Genomic DNA, 23,140 nt, shown 5'->3' with positions numbered 1-23,140 from the left:
TGGTTACACCGCACCGCTGGCGAACGGCGCGCCGCTCGCGTACAAATTGCGCTTATCGATTACCCGGCTTTAAGGCTGACAATGCGACTGGCTTTCCCGACATTGATGTTCACTGCCCTGATCCTGCTGCTTGGGATCACTGGTGTGGACGCCGCACCGCAGCATGCGATGACCGTCTATGGCGAACCGGCAAAGTACCCGCCCGGTTTCAGTCACTTCGATTACACCAACGCCCAGGCGCCCAAAGGCGGGACGATGCGCCGCTCGGCCATCGAGATAGGCCACTTCGATCATGTCCTGCCGTATATCGATAAAGGCATCGGCGTCAGCCAGATCGACGGCCTGCTGTATTCCCCGTTGGCCCAGCGCTCGCTCGACGAGCCCTACACCGTATACGGCCTCGTGGCGCAGAAAATGGAACGCTCGGATGACGGCCTGTCCCTGCGCTTCTTTATCAATCCAAAAGCCCGCTTCGCCGATGGCAAGCCGATCACCGCCGAAGACGTGCGCTACACCTATGATTTGCTGATGACCCAGGGCAGCCTGCGTTATCGCACCCAGTTCGCCGACGTCAAAGGCGTCGAAGTCGAAGCCCCGCTCACCGTGCGTTTCGACTTCAAGAGCAACGAAAACCGTACCCTGCCGCTGGACATCGCGACCCTGCCGGTATTTCCAGAACATTGGTGGAAGACCCGTGATTTCGCCGGCGGTGGAGGCTATGAGCCACCGCTGGGCAGCGGCCCGTATCGGGTCGGCAAAGTCGACTCCGGGCGCAGCATCACCTTTGAACGCAATCCAGACTGGTGGGGCAAGGACCTGCCGGTCAGCCGTGGCCTGTACAACTTCGATCACTTCAGCATCGAGTACTTCGGCGACACCGACGTTGCCCGCCAGGTCTTGCGCGGTGGCGCCTATGACTACAACCGTGAATTCTCCGCCACCGGCTACTCCATCGGTTACGACAGTCCGGCCCTGAGCGACGGGCGCCTGCAAAAGGCTCATCTGGCCACCGAGGCACCGCAGTCGGCCCAGGGTTTCGTGTTCAACCTGCAAAAGCCGATGTTCCAGGATCGCCGCGTTCGACAGGCCCTGGCCATGCTCTGGGATTTCGAATGGAGCAACCGGCAGATGATGCGCAACATGTACATTCGCCAGCAGAGTTACTTCTCCAACACCGACCTGGCCGCGCGCCAGCTGCCGGATGCCGCAGAGCTGAAGATTCTGGAACCCTTGCGCGGACAGATTCCCGACGAAGTGTTTACCCATGTTTTCGAAGCGCCGAAAACCGATGGCAGCGGCATTATCCGCGACAAACAACTGCAAGCACTGGAGCTACTGGAACAGGCCGGCTGGAAACCCGATGGCGACCAGTTGGTCAACGACCGTGGCGAGCCGTTGAGTTTTACGTTCCTGGTCAGCCAGAACGGCATGGACCGTCTGCTGCTGCCGTACAAGCGCACACTTAAACAGATCGGCATCAACCTCGACATCCGTCGCATCGACTCATCGCAATACGTCAACCGTCTGATGAGCCGCGACTACGACATGATCGTGACCGGTTACCCGGTCACCACCTCCCCCGGCGGCGAACTGTTGAACTACTTCGGTTCGGCATCGGCCAACGACCCGGGCGCCAACAATTACATGGTGCTGAAGAACCCGGCGGTCGACACCTTGATCAACGGCCTGATCCGCGCCTCGACCCAGGCCGACATGCTGCGTTACGCCCATGCACTGGATCGGGTGCTGCAATGGAACTACTACTGGATTCCCAACTACTACCCGCCGGGCACATCGACTGTGTGGTGGAACCGTTTCGGCATTCCCACCGTGCAGGCGAGCAATGACGAAGCGATCGAGAGCTGGTGGGAAATCAGCAGCACGCCGCTGACCAACCAGCAGATGACGGCCGAGAAAATCAGCCGTGGCAGACCCGGAGGGCCGCACTGATGTGGGCTTACATACTGCGGCGCCTGCTGCTGATCATTCCGACGTTGGTGATCATTCTGCTGGTCAACTTCGTGATCATCCAGGCCGCGCCAGGTGGTCCGGTTGAACAAGCCATCGCCCACTTGCAAGGCATTGGCGGCGCCAGCGTCGGCGGCGGGGCGAGCGAGACCATGAACGGCACGTCCCGCGCCAGCCGCGGCCTCGACCCGCAGTTGATCAAGGACATCGAAAAACAGTACGGCTTCGACAAACCGGCCCATGAACGCCTGTGGCTGATGCTCAAGAACTACGCGCAGCTGGATTTCGGCAAGAGCTTCTTCCGTGGTGCCACGGTCACCGACCTGATCCTGCAGAAAATGCCGGTGACCATTTCCCTCGGCCTGTGGGCGACGCTGATCACTTATCTGGTGTCGATCCCGCTGGGCATCCGCAAAGCCGTGCACCACGGCAGCCATTTCGATATCTGGAGCAGCACGGCGATCATCATCGGTTACGCCATGCCGGCGTTCCTGTTCGCGATGTTCCTGATTGTGGTGTTCGCCGGCGGCACCTCGCTGAACTGGTTCCCGGTGCGCGGGCTGGTGTCCGACAACTTCGAATCCCTGTCGACGCTGGGCAAGATCACCGACTACTTCTGGCACCTGGTGTTGCCGGTCACGGCACTGGTGATCGGCGGTTTCGCCACCCTGACCATTCTCACCAAGAACTCGTTCCTCAATGAGATCACCCGGCAATACGTGGTGACCGCGCGCGCCAAAGGCCTGAGCGAAAACCGGGTGCTCTATGGACATGTGTTTCGCAACGCGATGCTACTGGTGGTGTCGGGGATTCCCCAGGCGTTCATCAGCGTGTTCTTCGCCGGTTCGTTGCTGATCGAAGTGATCTTCTCCCTCGACGGCTTGGGGCGCATGAGTTACGAAGCGGCGGTGTCCCGTGATTATCCGGTGGTGTTCGGCTCGCTGTTCATCTTCACCCTGTTCGGCCTCCTGATAAAACTGATCGGCGACCTGTGCTACACGCTGGTCGACCCGCGCATCGACTTCGCCGCGAGGAATGCCTGATGTTCAAGCTCTCGCCTCTGGGCCGTCGCCGCTTCGAACGCTTCAAGAAAAATCGCCGGGGCTGGTGGTCGCTGTGGCTGTTCATCGGCCTGTTCCTGCTCAGCCTTGGCGGCGAACTGATCGCCAACGACAAGCCATTGGTCGTCAGTTATCAGGGCCAATGGTATTTCCCGGTGTTCAAACGCCACACCGAGCAGGAGTTCGGTGGACAACTGCCGTTCCAGGCCGATTACCGCAGCGATTACGTGCAGAAACTGATCCGCAAGGACGGTGGCTGGCTGCTGTTTCCACCAATTCCGTTCAGTGACGACACCCCGAACTACGACCTCAACAAACCGGCACCGAGCCCGCCGACTTCGATCAACTGGCTGGGCACCGACGATCAGGCGCGCGACGTCCTGGCCCGGGTGATCTTCGGTGCACGGGTGTCGATCCTGTTCGCCCTGATGCTGACGTTTGTCAGCGCCCTGATCGGCATCGCGGCCGGCGCCCTGCAGGGCTATTACGGGGGCTGGGTCGATCTGCTCGGCCAGCGTTTGCTGGAGGTCTGGTCGGGCTTGCCGGTGCTTTACCTGCTGATCATCCTTTCGGGATTCGTCGAGCCGAACTTCTGGTGGCTGCTGGGGATCATGGCGCTGTTTTCCTGGCTGGCGCTGGTGGACGTGGTCCGCGCCGAGTTTCTGCGCGGGCGCAACCTGGAGTACGTCAAGGCTGCCCGAGCTTTGGGCTTGAGCGATCGCAAGGTGATTGTCCGGCACATCCTGCCCAACGCGATGAACGCAACCCTGAGCTACCTGCCCTTCATTCTGACCGGGGCGATTTCGACCCTGACTGCGCTGGATTTCCTCGGCTTCGGCATGCCCGCCGGCAGCGCATCGCTGGGCGAGTTGATCGGTCAGGGCAAACAGAACCTGCAAGCGCCTTGGCTCGGGTTGACCGCGTTTTTCACCCTGGCGCTGATTCTTTCCCTGTTGGTATTCATCGGCGAAGCATTGCGCGATGCCTTTGACCCGCGCTCATGAACGGACCCTTGATATGACTGACAACCTGATCGAAATCCGTGATCTCAGCGTCGCCTTCCATGGCCAGACCGTGGTGCGCAACCTGTGCCTGGACATCCGCCCCGGCGAGTGCCTGGCACTGGTCGGCGAGTCGGGCTCGGGCAAGTCTGTGACGGCTCATTCGATCCTGCAATTGCTCCCTGAATGCGATGCCCGGACTACCGGCAGCATCCGTTATCGTGGGCAGGAACTGGTCGGCGCCGACCCAAAGACCCTGCGCGACCTGCGGGGCAACCGCATCGCCATGATTTTCCAGGAGCCGATGACCTCGCTCAATCCGTTGCACACGATTGAAAAGCAGATCGGCGAAACGCTGTTGCTGCACCGTGGCCTCGGTGGCAAAGAGGCTCAGGCACGGATCCTCGAACTGCTCGAACTGGTGGGCATCCAGAAACCGAAAGAACGGCTGAAGGCTTATCCGCATCAGCTGTCCGGTGGTCAACGCCAGCGGGTGATGATCGCGATGGCCCTGGCCTGCGAGCCCGAACTGCTGATCGCCGACGAGCCAACCACAGCCCTCGATGTGACCGTGCAGCGCAAGATCCTGTTGCTGCTCAAGTCCCTGCAACGGCGTCTGGGCATGTCGCTGCTGCTGATCAGCCACGACCTCAATCTGGTGCGCAGCATCGCCCAACGGGTGTGCGTGATGAAGGCCGGGGAAATCGTCGAGCAGGCGCCGTGCGAAACCCTGTTCACCGAACCGAAACACCCTTACAGCTGTGTGTTGCTCAACGCCGAACCGGAAGGCGAAGCGCTCCCGCGGGACGAACGCGAAAACGTGCTCGAAGTCGATAACCTGAGGGTGGATTTCACAGTCGGCGGCGGTTTGTTCCAGCGCAAGCAATACCTGCGCGCGGTGGACGGCATCAGCCTGAACATCCAGCGTGGCAAGACGCTGGGCATCGTCGGCGAGTCCGGTTCGGGCAAGTCGACCCTCGGTCAGGCGATCCTGCGGCTGCTCGACTCCAAGGGCAGCATTCGCTTCCAGGGCACGGCACTCGACGGCCTCGACCAGAAACAGATGCGGCCGTGGCGCCGGCAGATGCAGGTGGTGTTCCAGGATCCGTTCGGCAGCCTCAGCCCGCGCATGTCGGTGGCGCAGATCATCAGCGAAGGGCTGGAGGTGCATTGCCAGTCCACTGCCGACGAGTGCGACGACCAGGTGATCCGCGTGCTCAAGGAAGTGGGCCTCGACCCCGAAAGCCGTCATCGCTATCCCCATGAGTTCTCCGGTGGCCAGCGTCAGCGCATTGCCATCGCCCGGGCGCTGGTGCTCAAACCGGCGCTGATCCTGCTCGACGAGCCGACTTCGGCGCTGGATCGCACCGTGCAAAAACAGGTGGTCGCCCTGCTCCGCCAGCTTCAGGAAAAACATGGCCTGACGTATCTGTTCATCAGTCACGACCTGGCTGTGGTGCGGGCGCTGGCCCACGACATGATCGTGATCAAGGACGGCAAAGTGGTCGAAAGCGGCGCCAGCCATGATGTGTTCGATTCGCCGCAGCATCCCTATACCAAAGAGCTGTTGGCGGCGGCGCATCCTGGATAGGCATAATCGCGCCACCTGACTTCCGCCAATGGACGCCGCCATGAACACCACCGAAAGCCTCAAGGATTACCAACGGGTCCGCACGCTGGCGATCCGTTCGTTGTTCGAGATCATCGAGCAATCCAGTGAAGGCACGGTGATTGTCGATCGCGATGCGAACATCGTCTGGATGAACGAGCGCTACGCCCGGCGCTTCGGGCTCGACTCCGCCGCCGGCGCCATCGGCAAGCCTTGCGAAAGCGTGATCCCCGGCAGCCTGCTGCGCGAAGTGGTACGCACCGGGCGGCCGATTCTGCTGGACATGCAGGACACCCCGAAAGAACCGCTGGTGGTCATGCGCCTGCCGATCCATGACGACGCCGGCGCGGTGATCGGCGCCATCGGTTTTGCCCTGTTCGACGAACTGCGCACGCTGTCGCCGATGCTCAAGCGCTACCTGAGCATGCAGGAAGAACTGGCCTCCACCCGTTCGCTGCTGCGCGCCCGGCAGACCAAATACAACTTCGCCCACTTTATCGGCACCAGCGCTGCCAGTCTGGAAGTCAAACGCCGTGCCCGTCGCAGCGCCAGTGCTGAGTCACCGGTTCTGTTACTGGGCGAGACTGGCAGCGGCAAGGAGTTGCTGGCACAGGCCATCCACGGTGCTTCGCCACGGGCGCACAAGGCCTTCGTCAGCATCAACAGCGCGGCGATTCCCGAGGCACTGCTTGAAGCCGAGTTCTTCGGCACTGCGCCGGGTGCTTTCACCGGAGCCGACCGCAAGGGCCGCACCGGCAAGCTGCAGATCGCTCAGGGCGGGACACTGTTTCTCGACGAAATCGGCGACATGCCGCTGCCCTTGCAAAGCAAATTGCTGCGGGTGTTGCAGGAAAAGGAGTTCGAACCCGTCGGCTCCAACGAAGTGATCCAGAGCGATGTGCGGGTGATTGCCGCGACCTCGACGGATCTGGAAGCGGCAATCAAGCGCGGCGAGTTCCGCGCCGACTTGTATTACCGCCTCAACGTATTGCCGATTCAGGTACCGCCGCTGCGAGAACGGCTGGACGATCTGCCGGCGCTCAGTGAGGCGATTCTTGAGGAGTTGCGCAGTCAGCACGAGTTGAACCGTGAAGCGCTGGAGCTGTTGGGTCAGCATGCCTGGCCGGGGAATATCCGCGAGCTGCGCAACGTGCTGGAGCGGGCGGCGCTGCTCAGTGATGACTTGATGCTGACGGCGGATGACATTCGGGCGGCGATTGGCACGTTTACTCCGGTTGAGCGAACGCTGACGCCTCTGTCAGAGCCGGCAACCAACGAGACTTTCAGTCAGGCCCGCGAGCGGTTTGACCGACAGTTGATTCAATCGACCCTCGCGCAATGCGGGGGCAAGGTGATTGAAGCGGCTGAGCGGCTGGGGCTTGGGCGGTCGACGCTTTACAAGAAAATGATTGCGCTGGGGATCGCAGAGTCTCAATAAGGAGACACAACTCTCCAAATCAAGACAACATCCAAAGCATCGCGGACAAGCCCGCTCCCACAGGGGAATGCGTTCAACTGTGGGAGCGGGCTTGCCCGCGAAAGCGTCCTCTCAGTCATAGAAGTCTCCAAACCGAGACAAAACCCCGAAGACCGCCGCCAAAAACCAAACTAACTCCTTTTATTTCAACAACTTAACCATCTGGCACAAATCTCGCTATAGCACTCCCCACACCCGTTCCACCCACAAAAATAACAATCGAAGGAGCACACCATGAGTGTGATCATCGCCTTGGCGGCCCTCGCGCTGCTGATGCTCGCGGCCTACCGTGGCTACAGCGTTATCCTTTTTGCCCCGATTGCCGCCCTCGGCGCCGTCCTGCTCACCGACCCGTCTGCCGTCGCCCCTGCTTTCACCGGGGTGTTCATGGAGAAGATGGTCGGTTTCATCAAACTCTACTTTCCCGTATTCCTGCTCGGCGCGGTGTTCGGCAAGCTGATCGAACTCTCGGGTTTCTCCCGCTCGATCGTCGTGGCAGCGATTCGTCTGCTCGGCACACGCCAGGCAATGCTGGTGATCGTGCTGGTCTGCGCCCTGCTCACCTACGGCGGCGTTTCGCTGTTCGTCGTGGTGTTCGCGGTCTACCCGTTCGCAGCGGAAATGTTCCGCCAGAGCAACATCCCCAAGCGCCTGATCCCGGCAACCATCGCCCTCGGCGCGTTCTCCTTCACCATGGACGCCCTGCCCGGTACGCCGCAGATCCAGAACATCATTCCCAGCACCTTCTTCAACACCACCGCGTGGGCGGCGCCGTGGCTGGGTGTGATCGGCACGATTTTCGTGTTCTGCGCCGGCATGCTGTTCCTGCAGCGCCAACGCAACAAGGCGCAGCGTGCCGGTGAGGGCTACGGCACCGAACTGCGCAACGAACCGGAAACCGCCGAAGACCTGAAACTACCTAACCCGTGGATTGCCCTGTCGCCGCTGCTGGCGGTGGGGATCATGAACCTGCTGTTCACCCAATGGATTCCGCAGTGGTACGGCAAGACCCACAGCCTCGCGCTGCCTGGCATGACCGCGCCGGTCACCACCGAGATCGCCAAACTCACGGCGATCTGGGCGGTGCAGGCAGCCTTGCTGGTGGGCATTCTGATGGTGCTGGCGTTCGGTTTTAAAGCGATCAAAAGCAAGCTCGCCGAGGGCAGCAAAAGCGCAGTCAGCGGTGCGCTGCTGGCGGCAATGAACACTGCTTCGGAATACGGTTTCGGCGCCGTCATCGCCTCGTTGCCGGGTTTCCTGGTGCTGGCCGACTGGCTCAAGAGCATTCCCAATCCTCTGGTCAACGAAGCGATTACCGTGACCCTGCTGGCCGGCATCACCGGTTCTGCTTCGGGCGGCATGAGCATCGCGCTGGCAGCGATGTCCGAACAATTCATCAGCGCCGCCCACGCCGCCAACATTCCACTGGAAGTGCTGCACCGGGTGGCCGCGATGGCCAGCGGCGGCATGGACACCCTGCCGCACAACGGCGCGGTGATCACCCTGCTCGCCGTCACCGGCCTGACTCACCGTGAGGCCTACAAGGACATTTTCTGTATTACGCTGATCAAGACCCTGGCGGTTTTCGTGGTGATCGGCACTTTCTACGCCACTGGCATTGTGTGAGGTATTGATGACGACTCTTTCTGGCAAGACCGCACTGGTTACCGGTTCCACCAGCGGCATCGGACTGGGCATCGCCCTGACGCTGGCCAAGGCTGGCGCCAACCTGATCCTCAACGGCTTTGGCGACGCGTCGAAGGTGATCGCCGAAGTCGAACAGTTCGGCGGCAAGGTCGGCCATCACCCGGCAGACGTCAGCGACCCTGCGCAGATCGCCGACATGATCGCCTACGCCGAGCGCGAGTTCGGCGGCGTGGACATTCTGGTCAATAACGCCGGTATCCAGCACGTCGCGGCGGTGGAAGAGTTTCCGGTGGAGCGCTGGGATTCGATCATCGCCATCAACCTGTCGTCGGTGTTTCACAGCACCCGCCTCAGTCTGCCGGGCATGCGCGCCAAGGGGTGGGGACGGATCGTCAACATCGCCTCGGTGCACGGTCTGGTCGGGTCCACCGGCAAGGCCGCGTATGTAGCGGCCAAGCATGGCGTGATCGGCCTGACCAAGGTGGTCGGTCTGGAAACCGCCGCCAGCAATGTCACCTGCAACGCCATCTGCCCTGGTTGGGTGCTGACGCCACTGGTGCAAAAGCAGATCGACGATCGCGCGGCCAAAGGTGTCGACCCGCAGCAGGCGCAGCACGATCTGCTGGCCGAGAAACAGCCGTCGCTGGAGTTCGTCACCCCGGCACATCTGGGTGAGCTGGTGCTGTTTCTGTGCAGCGAGGCCGGCAGCCAGGTGCGTGGCGCGGCGTGGAATATCGATGGCGGATGGCTGGCGCAGTAAGCTTGCAACTGATCGCTCCCACATTGCAGTGGGAGCTTTCTGACCAACAATAAGAGGCAAACCATGTCCGACATTCTCTGGCAGCCCGATGCCAAACGCATTGCCCGGTCCCGCATGGACGGCTTTCGGCGCTTCATCAATCAGCGCCACCACCTGAAGCTCGACGACTACCCGGCCCTGCACCAATGGTCCGTCGACCAGCGCGAAGCGTTCTGGCAGGCGATCGTGGATTTCTTCGACATCAGTTTTCACACCCAGCCCGATGCTGTTCTGCGTGGAGGCATGAAAATGCCGGGGGCCGAATGGTTTCCCGGCGCCACGTTGAATTTCGCCGAGCATCTGCTGAGTAGACGCGACGATGCCATCGCCGTGATCGCTATCGGGGAAAATGGCCAGCGAGAACTGCTGACCTGGGGCGAACTGGCCCAGCAAGTCGCCGGGTTCCAGGCCAGCCTGCAAGCCTCTGGCGTTGTCGTTGGCGACCGGGTTGCCGCGTGCATGCCCAACACCTGGCAAACCCTGGTGGCGATGCTCGCGACCACCAGTCTCGGGGCAATCTGGTCATGCTCGTCGCCGGATTTCGGCACCCACGGCGTAATCGACCGCTTTGGCCAGATCGAACCGAAAGTACTCATCACCTGCGCCGGTTACCGTTACGCCGGCAAAGAGATCGACCAGACCGTCAAGATCAACGAAATCCTCGAACAGCTGCCGTCCTTGCAACAGCTGATCATCGTCCCTTACGCGCGCCCCCACGCCCATGTCACGGATTACCGGACGCCCGCCAACGTCACGCTGTGGAACGACTTCTATGAACCGGCCGATGAGCCGCAATTCGTCCCGGTGCCGTTCGATCATCCGCTGTACGTGCTGTATTCCAGCGGCACCACCGGCGTGCCGAAGTGCATCGTGCACAGCACCGGCGGCGTGCTGCTGCAACACGTCAAGGAGCACGGGCTGCATGTCGACCTGGGCCCCGGCGACCGGTTGTTCTACTACACCACCTGCGGCTGGATGATGTGGAACTGGCTGGTCTCGGCACTGGCGGTCGGCAGCGCGGTGGTGCTGTATGACGGTTCACCGTTTTATCCGGACAACGAGCGCTTGCTGGAGTTGCTGGACGACGAGCAGGTCAGCGTGTTCGGCACCAGCCCGAAATTCCTCGCGACTCTGGAAAGCAGCGGCATCAAGCCGCGCGAAAGCTACGACCTGAGCCACCTGAGAACCCTGCTTTGCACCGGCTCCGCGCTGTCGCCGCAGAGTTATGACTTCGTTTATCGCGACTTCAAACCGGACGTGTGCCTGTCATCGATGTCCGGCGGTACGGACATTGTGTCCTGCTTCGTCAACGGCAACCCGATGTCAGTGGTTCGCCGGGGCGAAATCATGGGCAAGAGCCTGGCGATGGCAGTGGAAGTGTGGAATGACGCGGGGCAACCGGTGATTGGCGAAAAGGGTGAGCTGGTGTGCACGCGACCATTCCCGGCGATGCCCATCGGACTCTGGAACGACCCCGATGGCGAGAAGCTGCGCAAATCCTATTTCAGTCAGTTCCCCGGCGTCTGGGCCCAGGGTGACTACGCCGAACAACTGCCTCACGGCGGGATGCTGATTCACGGCCGCTCCGACGCGGTGCTCAACCCCGGCGGCGTACGCATCGGCACGGCGGAAATCTACCGTCAGGTGGAAAAAGTCCCGGAGGTGCTGGACAGCGTCGCCATCGGTCAGCAGTGGCAGGATGATGTGCGTGTGGTGCTGTTCGTGCGCCTCAAGGAAGGCGTAGCGCTGGAGGAAGCGCTGCAACAGCAGATCCGCCAGGTGATCCGTGCCAACACCACACCACGCCATGTGCCGGCGAAGATCGTCGCGGTCACCGACATTCCGCGCACCATCAGCGGGAAAGTGGTTGAGCTGGCGGTTCGCAATGTCGTGCACGGTAAGCCCGTGAAAAACACCGATGCCCTGGCCAATCCCGAAGCGCTGGAGCAGTTTCGGGATCGGCCGGAGTTGACGACCTGACCGGGCGGCGGTTTTGAATCAACCGACAGCCAGCATGCTTACACTGGCTTGTTCAACGTGATGATCACCGGTTCGACAATTGGCTTGCCGCCACTGGTGTCGACCGCGCCGCCAATAATCGCCATATTGTCGTCAAACGTGATCTTGTTGGTGCAAACCTGACTCAGCAGCGACGTCGCCACAGCCAGAGAGTCGGCGTTTGCAAATGCCTTGGACGGAGGATGGCATTCCGTGCCTTCCTCCGATACAGGCAGACAACCCATGGCGATATTCAGCAACGGCGTTATATCGAGTCGCTGCCCCTCGTTACTTTCGAACTCTGCATCAGTGACATAGCCGACATCATCGGTTTGAGCGCTTGCATGGAACAGTTCATGAATCAGGTCATCGGCCACCACATCATGGTTGAAGCCCAGACCTGTGAAGTGACTGTTGAGATTTTTGGTATGGATTTCAACAAATGCAATATTTGATCCGCTACTGGACCCAGAACTTTTCCAGCGTTTGTAATTGTCCACGTCCAATGCGGCGAGCGTGGCGTCTTCCTTAAACCCATCGAGCACAATGTTACTCATCGAAAAACCGGCAAAGTCGAAGCGGATCAAGCGCAGATAGTTCACCAGGCGATCGGTGGCTACCGCTGAGGTGTCACCAAATAATGTCTTCATCACCAGGCTGCAATCTTTTTTGAAGTCATGTTGCTGGATTACATTGATGGCGTTATCTATTTTCGCTCGAGCGCGCGGCAGACTCTGCTCGACGAACTTGCGCGTGTAGCTCTCTGGCAGGGTTTTAGGGGAATAAGGCAACTGCACAGGCGCTCGATACGAAAAACCGTCCAGCGGCTTGCCCCAAAGGTCGCCGCGACGATTCAAGGCATACCATTTGCCATCTCTGCGCGCAGCCAGTACCGAAACGCTGTCGCTCGCGACACCACATGGCCGCCAGCTGCCAACTCCCACTTGCGTACCGGCGCTTTCGATCAGATCAAAGGAATGTCGGCGACCGCTGATCGTGTGAAGCTGCCTGTTCGCTCTCGTGATAATCTCATGCGTATTTTTATTGAATCGCAGCAGGCCTTTATGAACGAGCTTCCCACCGCTCTGCAGGCCCGAAGGCACACCGTCGAACGGATTGAAAAGGGAAATCGCCGAGGTAAAGGCCAACCTGGTGAAACGCGCCGCTTTTGACGTGTTGGAAATGGCCTTGGCTGAAATGCTCACCACTTTCGAAGCGGCTCCCGCCACCGTTCCCACCAGGCCAATGCCATCCATCAAACAACCGTAGATCCCGTCTACTACCTTGTCATGTTCGCCGGATGCAATGTCCTCAATACATTTTTTGAACGGCACCACCAGGTCGATGAAATAAGTGAGCAGTCGCTCACCCTCCTGTCGGGAAAGCTCAAGTGGCGTCGGTATGCGCACCAACTCTCTGAGTTCATGGGCATGCAGGAACGGACGGTGATCGACGATGAACCTGGCAATGCGCGCAACGTTCGGATCGTTGAAGCGCTGGTATAAACCCTGCCTGGGATTTGCAGAGGTATGGGGCTTGGGCAACTTACCAAAGTTATCGAGGATTGCCTGGCTGGTAGTGGTCGCAGGGTCCGGTGCCGCCGCATGGGTATAGCATTTCAAATTGAGTGGCAGTTCTTGCGGGTCAGTCAGCGTCACTTGAGTAGTCAGATCTGCCGGCCAACTCATTCGCGAACGCTGTTCGAGTTTTCGCTCGCGAATGATCCAATTACCCAGCGCGTCGTTTTTGCGGAATTCTCCACGCGAGGTGAACAGCTCATAGCAAATGAAGGCGTTGTCGTGAGAAGCGAACATCACCAAGCCAAAACGTCCGGTCGCAGCGTCTCTGGTTTGCTGGGTTTCTCTATCTTGCTCTATCTCCAAAGGGCCAGGCCCACGACGTTTAACGGTATAGATCGCTGATCCGCGCACCGTCAGAAAGTTTATCTGTGCATTCATGAATACATTCAGATCCGGTTCGGGCATCTGCGCCAACGCCAGTTTCACGGTGGACAACATGGCGCTGTTGAGTTCCGTCCGATACACCGCTAACTGACGATCCATCTCCTCGTCACAGGAAGTGAGCTTCAATAATTGTGGGTAGCGCGTGTACAGGCTGATACCCGAGGGGTTGTAATTGATGGCCGGTTTGGGGATCCCGTTTGTCACCAGACGCACAGTGCGCCTGTCCCACTTGCCAGTGACCAGATCGCCCGATTGATGCAGGTCGACCATGGACATGACTTGCTGCCCTCCCAGCTCGGAGAGGGCATTTTCGTCCAGGGTGTCACAGCCCGGTGCCGCGACTTTCAATGCCGCGCGGGCAATGGCTGCTCTGGAGGGTAATGGGGTCGAGAATGCACGGGCTATCTGGGCGAGTTGCTCCGAGTATTGTTCGAACGCATCGATCGCACGTCGAGTGGTGGCTTCCTCAGCTTGTTCAAGTTCAGTGCCTGTCACTACCTGGTTAAGCAGTGCCCAATCGACGATCGGGTCGATCACAGCCAGATCCCGTAAATGTTTTTGTGCTGCGCTGACCGGTTCGAGATCGGCGTAAGCCATGATCTGCGAATAGCTCAATACTCGCGACGCACCCGTTTTCACCGCCTCCACCAGTGCAACGGCACGACTGAGGTTGAGCCATGCAATCGATCCCAGGGTGACAGAGGACGGTGTATCACTGACCAGAAACTCCGGAGCCGTGCGCGCCAGGAGCAAGTGCGCAGCCAGGGGAGCCACCTGTCGATCTACCCATCCCTTGGCCGAAAGAAAATCGGCGAGTAGCTCACGTATTACCGATGGATGACGATCCATATCGTCCGGTGAATACAGAACAAATCCGCCAATGTTCCTGCGCTGATGGCTGTGGCCTATCGAGGGATCCAGATCAAGCAATATGGCGGTAGTCAAGAACTGCCGGAGAACGGCATCGGAGACAGGCAGTTGTTCGTTCTCGCCCACCCAGCCAAGTTCTTGCAGATACTTCCTGGCAGCAATCTGGGAGACGGGATAACTGACGTACTCGACAATGCGCTGAGCAGCGTTTTCATGGGAGACCTTGGCGCGTCCGGTGACGTTATAAAAAGCGGTCAGTAACTTGCTTTTCGTCATGACTTTGGCTTTGGCCCGGCGAATGGCCGAAAACTGTTCATCTGACAACGTTACCAGTGTCTGGCCTTCAGTTTGAAAATGTTCCCAGTAGTCTGCGGGTTCGTCTACTTGAGGATCAAACTTGAACAACGCAATGAGGTTGCTGACCTGCGCCTTGTTTTTCGGCACGTCGATTTCATGAAACTCAAACCACTGGTCAAGCGTAATAGCGAGATCGGTCCATATATAACCGCCTGCCGCCCGAGCCACATCTGAAATCAGCTTTATTTCTGAACGTACTTCCTCAGTGAATTCAAAGTGCCCTGCTGCAACCAGATCCACCCAACCTCTTTTTCCGACGTAGACTTCCATCTTGCCGTCGGCCGTAACGCGTAACAGACCGTCATGATCGCGAGCGTCCTCCCGAATAAGTGCCCCAAATACCGCACCTAACTCCTCTAGCTTGTTAAGCATGAGCATGCCGGGATTGTAAATCTGGAACAGCGACGAACCATCCTGCAATTCAACTTCATGCGCAAACCAGTCGATGATTTGATCATCGGAATACTTGTCCAGCGCAATTTCCAACTGTTCCAGGACAACGCGACGTTCATCGGCATCAGCCTTGGATGTTTTGTTCCACGCGGCAAGCGTAACGGCCGATGGCCGGAAGAACTTGTTCTTTTTAACGGTATCCAATTTACAACCTCATCAAGTTAAGAGCTTATTCGCTCAGCCGGACGAAGTTGTACTTAAACGAAAAAACAACGTCTAGTTTAAAACCATTAAATTCCGTTACCAACCCCCTTCACAAACTTGCGCACGCAAAAAACTATTCCATCAAATCCCACTTCCCGGACACTGAGCCTTGAGCATCATCCGCACCATCTGAAAGTTTAATTCGCAACTTCAAATTATTAATCGAGTCAGCGTTCTTCAAGGCTTCCCGTTCATTGATCACGCCTTCCGACACCAACGCAAACAACGCTGCGTCAAATGTTTGCATGCCAAGTTCCGTGGACTTTTCCATGATGGGTTTGAGTTTGTCCAACTCGCCGCCCTGTATCAGATCGGCGACGGTAGACGTGCCGAGCAGCACTTCGACCGCTGCTCTTCGCTGCCCCGCCACTGTACGCACCAACCGTTGCGAGATGCAGGCTTTCAAATTATTGCCCAGCGCCTGCAACAGCTGCGGCTTACGCTCTTCGGCAAACATATTGATGATCCGGTCCAGCGCCTGATTGGCGTTGTTGGCGTGCAATGTGGACAGCACCAAATGACCCGTTTCCGCGAACGCCAGTGCATGCTCCATGGTGTCGCGATCGCGGATCTCGCCGATCAGCACCACATCCGGCGCCTGGCGCAGGGTGTTCTTGAGCGCAGCATGAAAGCTGCGGGTGTCGACACCGACCTCACGCTGGTTGATGATCGAACGTTGATGTCGATGGATATATTCAATCGGATCTTCGATAGTGACGATATGCCCGCTGCCATGACGATTGCGATGGTCGATCAGGGCTGCCAGCGAGGTGGATTTGCCGGAGTCAGTAGCGCCGACGAACAGGATCAGCCCCTGCTTGAGCATCACCGTGTCCAGTAACACCGGTGGCAGGTTGAGGTCTTCGAATCGCGGTATATCGAGCTTGACGTTGCGGATCACGATCGACACGTCGTTGCGCTGCTTGAAGATATTGACCCGGAACCGGCCGATGCCAGTGCGGGAAATCGCCAGGTTCATTTCCAAGTCCCGGTCGAACTCCCGGCGCTGCTCGGCGTCCATCAGGGAGGCAGCGACAGTCGCTACTTCGCCGGGTTTGAAGGGCTGATCGCTCAAGGGCGTCAGTACCCCGTCGAACCGTGCACTGGGCGGCGCGCCCGTGGACAGGAACAGATCCGAACCGTGGCGGCTCGCCAGTTGTTTGAGCAATGCGTCGATTTCCATGGCCAAAAGCACCTGCGAAGCTTTCAATGAACTTAAGACCGTGCGTCGTGACGCGACGGGCCTTACAGCGTCTACCGCACTAGGATAGTAGACGCCGCCTCACCGACCGATGCTCAGGATTGATGTGATGAACGCTGTACCGAACACCAACGACGCCCAGGCATTGATTGCCCGAACCGATTGGAGCCGCAGCCCGCTGGGCGCCTCCGGCACCTGGCCACAGAGCTTGCGCACCGCGGTGGACATCGTGATTCACTCGCCGATGCCGATGCTGCTGTTGTGGGGTCCGCAACTGACCCAGATCTACAACAACGGCTTTGCGCTGCTGGCCGGCAGCAAGCATCCGCACGCTTTCGGACAGCCGGCACACCAGATATGGCCGGAACTTCGAGACTTTACCGACCCGATTTACAGCGCAGTCCTACAAGGCCAGGTGCGAACCTACAGCGAACGTCGCTTCACCTTGCAACGGGACGGCAAGGATTCCGACTTCTGGCTGGATTTGACCTACAGCCCGATCCGCGATGAAAGCGCGCAAGTGGCTGGCATTCTGGTCACCGCCATCGAAACCAACGAACGCCGACGCATCGCCCTGGAACTGCAGCAACGTTCCGAAGACAGCCTCAAGGCCCAGCGTCAAAGCGAAGAGCGCCTGCAACTGGCGCTGGCGGCCACCGATGCGGTCGGCACCTGGGATTGGGACATCGGCGAAGACCGCTTCATCGCCGATGCGCATTTCGCCCAGTTGCACGGTGTCGATCCGGCCCTGGCCGGTCAGTTGCCGATCAGCGAGTACCTGCACGGCGTGCACCCCGAAGACCGCGCAATGATCGCCCGCAGTATCAAGCATTGCATTACCCACGGCACCGAATACGCCGAGGAATATCGCCTGCTGCAAGCCAATGGGGAACTGCGCTGGGTGTTCGCGCGCGGGCGCTGCTACAAGGATCATCATGGCCGGCCGATGCGTTTTCTCGGCGCCGCGCTGGACCTGACCGAACGCAAGCACACCGAACAGGCACTGCGGCAAAGCCAGACCGAGCTGCAACTGATCATCAACGCCATGCCGATCCTGATCAGCTATGTCGACCACGAACAACGCTTTCGCCTGAACAACGCCGCGTACCTCGACTGGTACGGGCTCACGCCACAGGAGCTGTACGGTCGCACGATCCGCGAAGTGATCGGCGAAGAGGCTTATTTCCTGCGGGCACCGTACATCGCTGAAGCCCTCGCCGGTCGGCCCTGCTCGTTCAGCCTGTACACGCCACACCGCGACGGCAGCCAGCGGCATGCCTTGATGAATTACCTGCCGCGCCACGGTGCGGACGGTGCGGTGAACGGTTTCTACATCTTCGTGATCGACGAGACCGAACGCAAAAAGACCGAAGAAGCCCTGCGCAACCTCAACGAAACCCTTGAGGAACGTGTGAGCGCGCGCACCGAGCAACTGGCCCAGGCCAACCAGCGTTTGCAGAACGAGATGTTCGAACGCGAACGCGCCGAAGACGCCCTGCGTCACGCACAGAAAATGGAAGCGGTCGGCCAGCTCACCGGCGGCATCGCCCACGACTTCAACAACATGCTGACCGGCATCATCGGCAGCCTCGACCTGATGCAGCGCTACATCGCCAATGGCCGCGCCGATGAGATCGGCCGTTTCACCGACGCGGCGGTGTCCTCGGCCAACCGCGCAGCCGCGCTGACTCACCGCCTGCTGGCGTTCTCCCGACGTCAGTCGCTGGATCGCAAGACCATCGACGTCAATGAACTGATCCACTCGCTGGAAGACCTGATCCGCCGCACCAAGGGTGATCCGATCGAGCTCAAGTTGCGCCTCGCCGACAATGTCTGGTCCGTCAGTACGGATGTCAGCCAACTGGAAAACGCCCTGCTCAACCTGGTGATCAACGCCCGCGACGCCATGCCCGACGGCGGCGAGCTGTTGATCGAAACCGCCAACGTCTACCTCGACGGCAACGACATCACCACCCTCGAACCGGTCAAGGCCGGCGACTACTTGATGCTCGCGGTGAGCGACAACGGCACCGGCATGACGCCTTCGGTGCGCTCCAAGGCGTTCGATCCGTTCTTTACGACCAAACCCATCGGGCAAGGCACCGGGCTCGGGTTATCGATGATTTATGGCTTTGCCCAGCAATCGGGTGGACACGTCAGCCTCGACAGCCTGCCTGGCCAGGGTACCTGCGTGCGGCTGTACTTGCCGCGCCTCCACGCGCCGGAACCTGAGCAGCCATTGGCGGAAACGGTCAGCGAGACACCCACCCCCGCGACCGGCGAAAACGTGGTGGTGGTCGAGGACGATCCGGCGGTGCGCATGCTGGTCATGGATCTGCTCAAGGAGCTGGGTTATCGCGCCCATGAGGCCGAAGACGCCAAGAGTGCCCTGCCGCTGCTGGAGTCGGACATGCGGATTGACCTGCTGGTGACCGACGTCGGCCTGCCGGGCATGAACGGCCGGCAAATGGCTGAGATCGCCCGCCAGCATCGTCCGGGGCTCAAAGTATTGTTCATGACCGGTTACGCGCAGAAAGCCGCCGAACGCCAGGGCTTTCTGGAAGATGGCATGGACATGGTCGCCAAGCCGTTTTCCATCGAACAGCTGGCCGGCAAGATCCGCACGATGATCAGCCAAAATCCGTGACTTGAGGCATAATCCGCGCCCCGCCGTCACCCCGCTACAGGTATTGCACGATGAAAGCCCAAGCCCGCCATATTCTGGTGAAGACCGCCGAAGAGGCTGAAAAACTCAAACAACGCATCGCCAATGGTGAAGCGTTCGATGTGCTGGCGAAGAAGTTTTCGACCTGTCCGTCCGGCAAGCGCGGCGGCGATCTGGGTGAAGTGCGGCCGGGGCAGATGGTCGGTGCGATCGATGCGGTGATCTTCAAAAAGCCGCTGCGCACGGTGCACGGGCCGATCAAGAGCAAATTCGGGTATCACCTGGTGCAGGTGTTTTACCGCGATTGATCCAGTGCCCTGAAGGCGCGGCTTTCGGCAGCGCCTTCAGGAATCGGCATCAATCCCTGGGGATCAGCGCCCCAGGCACTTGAATGACCTGACTGGCCAAACGATGTCCCGCCTCCGCCGCCTGCGCAGGACTTGCGCCCGACAAGCGACTCGCCAGATACGCCGCACTGAACGAATCCCCCGCCGCCGTGGTGTCCACCACCTTTTCGACCTTCTGCGCCGGAACTTCAAACGCTTCCCCGTCGCAACGGATCAGACAGGCTTCAGCGCCGCGCTTGAGCACCACTTCCGGCGTGCCAATCTGCGCGTACGCGTCAAACACCGCGTCACAGTCCTCGAAATGGAACAGCGCCTGCTCGTCGTCCACCGTCAGCAATGCCAGATCGACATGGGGCAACACGCTGCGATACGCCGTCCGCGCCTCCTCCACCGATGCCCACAAACGCGGCCGATAGTTGTTGTCGAAGACGATTCGCGTATCACGCTGACGGGCTTCGATCAAGGTTTGAATCAGCTTTTCCCGACCCTGTGCGCCGAGTACCGCCAGCGTGATACCGCTGAAATACAACACGTCATAATCCGGCAGCGCCGCCAGAATCGGCGCAGCCGCCGGCGTGGTGAAGCAGTCGCGAACGGCGGCTTCGTTGCGCCAGTAAAGGAAGCGGCGCTCCCCGGCAGCGTCGGTCTGGATGCAATACAGGCCCGGCAGGCGACCGGGCAAACGCTGAACCAGATCCAAGCCAATGTTTTCATCGGCCCAACTGCGGCACATCGCATCACTGAAGCTGTCGTCACCCAGCGCCGTGACGTAATCGACCTGCGCCTTGTCGCCCATGGCGCGGGACAGATACACCGCCGTGTTCAGCGTGTCCCCGCCAAAGCTCTGTTGCAGGCTGCCATCGGCACGTTGCTGGAGTTCGATCATGCATTCGCCGATCAGGGCGATGCGCGGGGTGTTCGGACCCAACGGACTGAGCGTGTTCATCAGAAACAGGTTTCCATGGTTTCGATCACCGACAGCTGCTCGTCCACCAGCAGCCCTACGCGCCACTTGTCGAAGGTCAGGCACGGGTGCGAAGTGCCAAAGGAAATGATGTCGCCGACGCGCAATTCCACGCCGGGCGCCACGGTCATGAACGCGTGCTGGTCCATCACTGCCGTCACCTTGCAGGCGCCGACATCGTCGCCCACCGCTGGCAGCACACCGGCCTTGTAACGCAGCAAGGGCACCGGCATCCCGGCATCGAACGCCACGTCACGCTTGCCCAGGGCAATCACGGCAAAGCCAGGCTCGGGCATCGACTGCACGTGGGCCCAGACTTCCAGCGCCGGACGCAGCCCTTCGTGCAGGTCACTGCGACGATCGAGCACGCAGCACTGCGCCTCTTTATAAATGCCATGGTCGTGGGCCACGTAACTGCCGGGACGCAACACGCTGAGGAAACGCCCGCCAGCGTTCTGCGCCTCGAACGATTCGGCGATCAGGTCGTACCAGGCCGAACCCGACGCGGTGATGATCGGCTTGGCGATAGCGAACGCGCCGCTGTCCTGCAACTGCACCGCCAGGCGCACCAGCGAAGCCGCGAATTCACGAATGCCGGTGACAGCGTGATCGCCATGGATCACGCCTTCGTAACCTTCGATGCCGGTCAGGGCCAGCGCCGGTTGTGCAGCAATGGCCTTGGCCAGTTCGATGACTTCCTGCTCGCTGCGGCAACCGCAACGGCCACCGACCACGCCGTACTCGATCATCACGTTCAGCCGCACGCCACGCGACGCGAAGTAAGCGCCCAGATCGGCGACGTTGTCCCGGTGGTCGACCATGCAATAGAAATCGAAGCCCGAATCGGCCGCCAACAGATCGGCAATCAACGCCATGTTCGGCGTACCGACCAATTGGTTGGCCATCAGCACCCGGCGCACGCCGTGGGCGTATGCGGCGCGGGTCTGGGTGGCGCTGGCCAGGGTGATGCCCCACGCGCCGGCGTCGAGCTGACGACGAAACAACGCCGGGGTCATGCTGGTCTTGCCGTGGGGCGCGAGTTCGGCGCCGCTGTCGCTGACGAATTTCTGCATCCAGCGGATGTTGTGCTCCAGCGCTTCGCGGTGCAGCACCAGCGCCGGCAGGCTGATGTCACGCACCAGTTGTGCGCCGATGGCGGCATCGCCCTTTTCCACGGCAGCAGTGTTGTTGGCAGTCGTCATGGTCGAACTCCTCACAGTCGCGCCCGCAGGCAGGCGCGGTTATTCGTTGATTCGCCGGGCGAGGCTGTTGGCGCTCTCGATCAAGACCCGGCGATAGTCGTTGTAATTGTTCTTGGCATCGGCGCGCGGCGCGACGATGCACAGGGTGCAGATGGCCACGCCATTCGGGTCTTTGACCGGGGCGGCGAAGCAGTGGGTGAAGGTGTCGGCGACACTGTCGAAGGAGAAGAAACCGTCGATGCCGGCCTGACGGATTTCCGCCAGAAACGTCTCCATCGGCAGGCGTTCGCCATCCGGCAGGATGAAGTCGTCGGGGTCGATCAAGTCGCTGATCTGCTGGTCACTCAAGTGCGCCAGCAGCAGGCGTCCCGAGGCGGTCCACGGGATTGGCGCGTTTTCGCCAATATCGGAAGAAATGCGGAAATGCCGCTCGCCCTCCTTCATCAGTGCCACCGTGTATTTGCGCCCGTTAAGCAGGCACATCTGCGCGGTTTCCCGGGTCTGGCTGACGATCTCCTGCAGCGCGTGATCGGCCTCGCGACTGAGGTCGAAATGCCGCAAATGCGCCTGCCCGAGGAAGTACAGCTGACGACCGAGATAGACGTGACCATCCTTGCCCACCGGCTCCAGGATCCGCCGCTCGAGCAATGACGCCACCAGTTCGTAGACCGTGGATTTCGGGCTGCCGATGCCGTTGGCGATGTCGTTGGGGCGCAGTGGCTGGCCGATTTCCTTGAGGAAATCGAGGATATCGAACGCCCGGTCCAGACCGCGTGCCCGGCGCTTGATGGTGTCTTCGGTCATTTCTGTGGTTCCCATTCAAAGTGCCGGGAGTTTATCGCGAAAGATCGTTCCCATGCTCCGCGTGGGAATGCAGCCAGGGACGCTCTGCGTCCTTTGGAACGCGGAGCGTTCCTTGAGGCATTCCCACGCAGAGCGTGGGAACGATCCGCGTGCTGATCAGGCCTTTTTCTTGTACGCAATGCAGTCGATCTCGACCTTGCAGTCGACCATCATGCTCGCCTGCACACAGGCCCGGGCCGGTGCGTGTTCGGGCTTGAAGTACTCGCCGAAGACCTTGTTGAAACTGGTGAAATCCCGCGGATCGTCCAGCCACACGCCGGCACGTACCACGTCTTCCAGGCCATAACCGGCCTCTTCGAGAATCGCGATCAGGTTTTTCATGGTCTGGTGCGTCTGCTCGACGATGCCGCCCACAATGATCTCGCCATCCACCGCCGGCACCTGCCCGGAAACATGCAGCCAGCCATCGGCTTCAACGGCGCGGGCGAATGGACGCGGCTGGCCGCCAGCGGCGGTGCTGCCGGTGCCGTAACGAGTAATGCTCATGGG

16 protein-coding genes are annotated in these 23,140 nt (G+C 60.0%); 10 read left to right on the top strand and 6 right to left on the bottom strand.

Features of this window, described 5'->3' with window-relative positions; translation table 11 throughout:
- The first annotated feature begins 81 nt into the window (after window positions 1–81).
- The 8 genes from CAF80_RS05745 (at window position 82) to CAF80_RS05710 (ending at window position 11,542) form a co-directional block, all read left to right on the top strand.
- Complete coding sequence (locus CAF80_RS05745) at window positions 82–1,950, top strand: extracellular solute-binding protein (protein WP_074690380.1); 1,869 nt, start codon at window positions 82–84, stop codon at window positions 1,948–1,950.
- Window positions 1,950–3,011, top strand: a complete 1,062-nt coding sequence (locus CAF80_RS05740; RefSeq protein WP_074690379.1) for a microcin C ABC transporter permease YejB — start codon at window positions 1,950–1,952, stop codon at window positions 3,009–3,011. The genes CAF80_RS05745 and CAF80_RS05740 overlap by 1 nt, the downstream gene beginning before the upstream one ends.
- Window positions 3,011–4,033, top strand: a complete 1,023-nt coding sequence (locus CAF80_RS05735; RefSeq protein ID WP_074690378.1) for an ABC transporter permease — start codon at window positions 3,011–3,013, stop codon at window positions 4,031–4,033. Before CAF80_RS05740 ends, CAF80_RS05735 begins: the two co-directional genes overlap by 1 nt.
- Before the next feature lie 13 nt (window positions 4,034–4,046).
- Window positions 4,047–5,621, top strand: a complete 1,575-nt coding sequence (locus tag CAF80_RS05730; protein ID WP_074690377.1) for an ABC transporter ATP-binding protein — start codon at window positions 4,047–4,049, stop codon at window positions 5,619–5,621.
- Window positions 5,622–5,661: 40 nt separating this feature from the next.
- Window positions 5,662–7,077: a sigma-54-dependent Fis family transcriptional regulator gene (locus CAF80_RS05725; protein ID WP_074690676.1), complete on the top strand. Its 1,416-nt coding sequence runs from the start codon at window positions 5,662–5,664 to the stop codon at window positions 7,075–7,077.
- Window positions 7,078–7,350: 273 nt separating this feature from the next.
- Window positions 7,351–8,742, top strand: a complete 1,392-nt coding sequence (locus CAF80_RS05720; protein WP_074690376.1) for a GntP family permease — start codon at window positions 7,351–7,353, stop codon at window positions 8,740–8,742.
- Between the two features lie 7 nt (window positions 8,743–8,749).
- The gene (gene hbdH, locus CAF80_RS05715) at window positions 8,750–9,523 is read left to right on the top strand and encodes a 3-hydroxybutyrate dehydrogenase (RefSeq protein WP_007952053.1); all 774 of its coding nucleotides are present in this window, start codon (window positions 8,750–8,752) and stop codon (window positions 9,521–9,523) included.
- A gap of 63 nt (window positions 9,524–9,586) precedes the next feature.
- A complete protein-coding gene (locus CAF80_RS05710; RefSeq protein WP_074690374.1) occupies window positions 9,587–11,542 on the top strand; it encodes an acetoacetate--CoA ligase in 1,956 nt (651 codons plus the stop codon).
- Between the two features lie 38 nt (window positions 11,543–11,580).
- Here the strand turns inward: CAF80_RS05710 and CAF80_RS05705 are convergent, their stop codons facing one another.
- Together CAF80_RS05705 and CAF80_RS05700 are read right to left on the bottom strand one after the other, a co-directional pair.
- Window positions 11,581–15,348 (bottom strand): hypothetical protein, encoded by a 3,768-nt coding sequence (locus CAF80_RS05705; RefSeq protein WP_074690372.1) that lies wholly within the window; start codon window positions 15,346–15,348, stop codon window positions 11,581–11,583.
- A gap of 133 nt (window positions 15,349–15,481) precedes the next feature.
- Complete coding sequence (locus tag CAF80_RS05700) at window positions 15,482–16,591, bottom strand: PilT/PilU family type 4a pilus ATPase (RefSeq protein WP_085666970.1); 1,110 nt, start codon at window positions 16,589–16,591, stop codon at window positions 15,482–15,484.
- Window positions 16,592–16,718: 127 nt separating this feature from the next.
- Here CAF80_RS05700 and CAF80_RS05695 point away from each other — a divergent pair, with 127 nt between their 5' ends.
- Window positions 16,719–19,256 (top strand): PAS domain-containing sensor histidine kinase, encoded by a 2,538-nt coding sequence (locus CAF80_RS05695; RefSeq protein WP_074690370.1) that lies wholly within the window; start codon window positions 16,719–16,721, stop codon window positions 19,254–19,256.
- Between the two features lie 50 nt (window positions 19,257–19,306).
- Window positions 19,307–19,582 carry a peptidylprolyl isomerase gene (locus CAF80_RS05690; RefSeq protein WP_007952044.1) on the top strand — a complete coding sequence of 92 codons (276 nt, stop codon included), beginning with the start codon at window positions 19,307–19,309 and terminating at the stop codon, window positions 19,580–19,582.
- 49 nt (window positions 19,583–19,631) lie between these two features.
- On the opposite strand, the gene CAF80_RS05685 is transcribed toward CAF80_RS05690, so the two are convergent.
- The 4 genes from CAF80_RS05685 to CAF80_RS05670 all read right to left on the bottom strand — a co-directional run bounded on the left by CAF80_RS05685 (window position 19,632) and on the right by CAF80_RS05670 (window position 23,137).
- Complete coding sequence (locus CAF80_RS05685; protein ID WP_074690368.1) at window positions 19,632–20,567, bottom strand: sugar kinase; 936 nt, start codon at window positions 20,565–20,567, stop codon at window positions 19,632–19,634.
- Entirely contained in the window at window positions 20,567–21,787 is a 1,221-nt protein-coding gene (locus CAF80_RS05680; protein ID WP_074690366.1) for an amino acid deaminase, read from the bottom strand. Before CAF80_RS05680 ends, CAF80_RS05685 begins: the two co-directional genes overlap by 1 nt.
- A gap of 39 nt (window positions 21,788–21,826) precedes the next feature.
- Complete coding sequence (locus CAF80_RS05675; RefSeq protein ID WP_039768792.1) at window positions 21,827–22,591, bottom strand: IclR family transcriptional regulator; 765 nt, start codon at window positions 22,589–22,591, stop codon at window positions 21,827–21,829.
- A gap of 156 nt (window positions 22,592–22,747) precedes the next feature.
- Window positions 22,748–23,137: a RidA family protein gene (locus CAF80_RS05670; protein ID WP_039768794.1), complete on the bottom strand. Its 390-nt coding sequence runs from the start codon at window positions 23,135–23,137 to the stop codon at window positions 22,748–22,750.
- Window positions 23,138–23,140: the final 3 nt, after the last annotated feature.

The sequence above is a fragment of the Pseudomonas sp. B34(2017) genome, from assembly GCF_002112915.1.
Lineage (GTDB): Bacteria > Pseudomonadota > Gammaproteobacteria > Pseudomonadales > Pseudomonadaceae > Aquipseudomonas > Aquipseudomonas pharyngis.
Note: the sequence above shows the minus strand (reverse complement) of the source record. Positions and strands in the feature narration are given on the sequence as shown.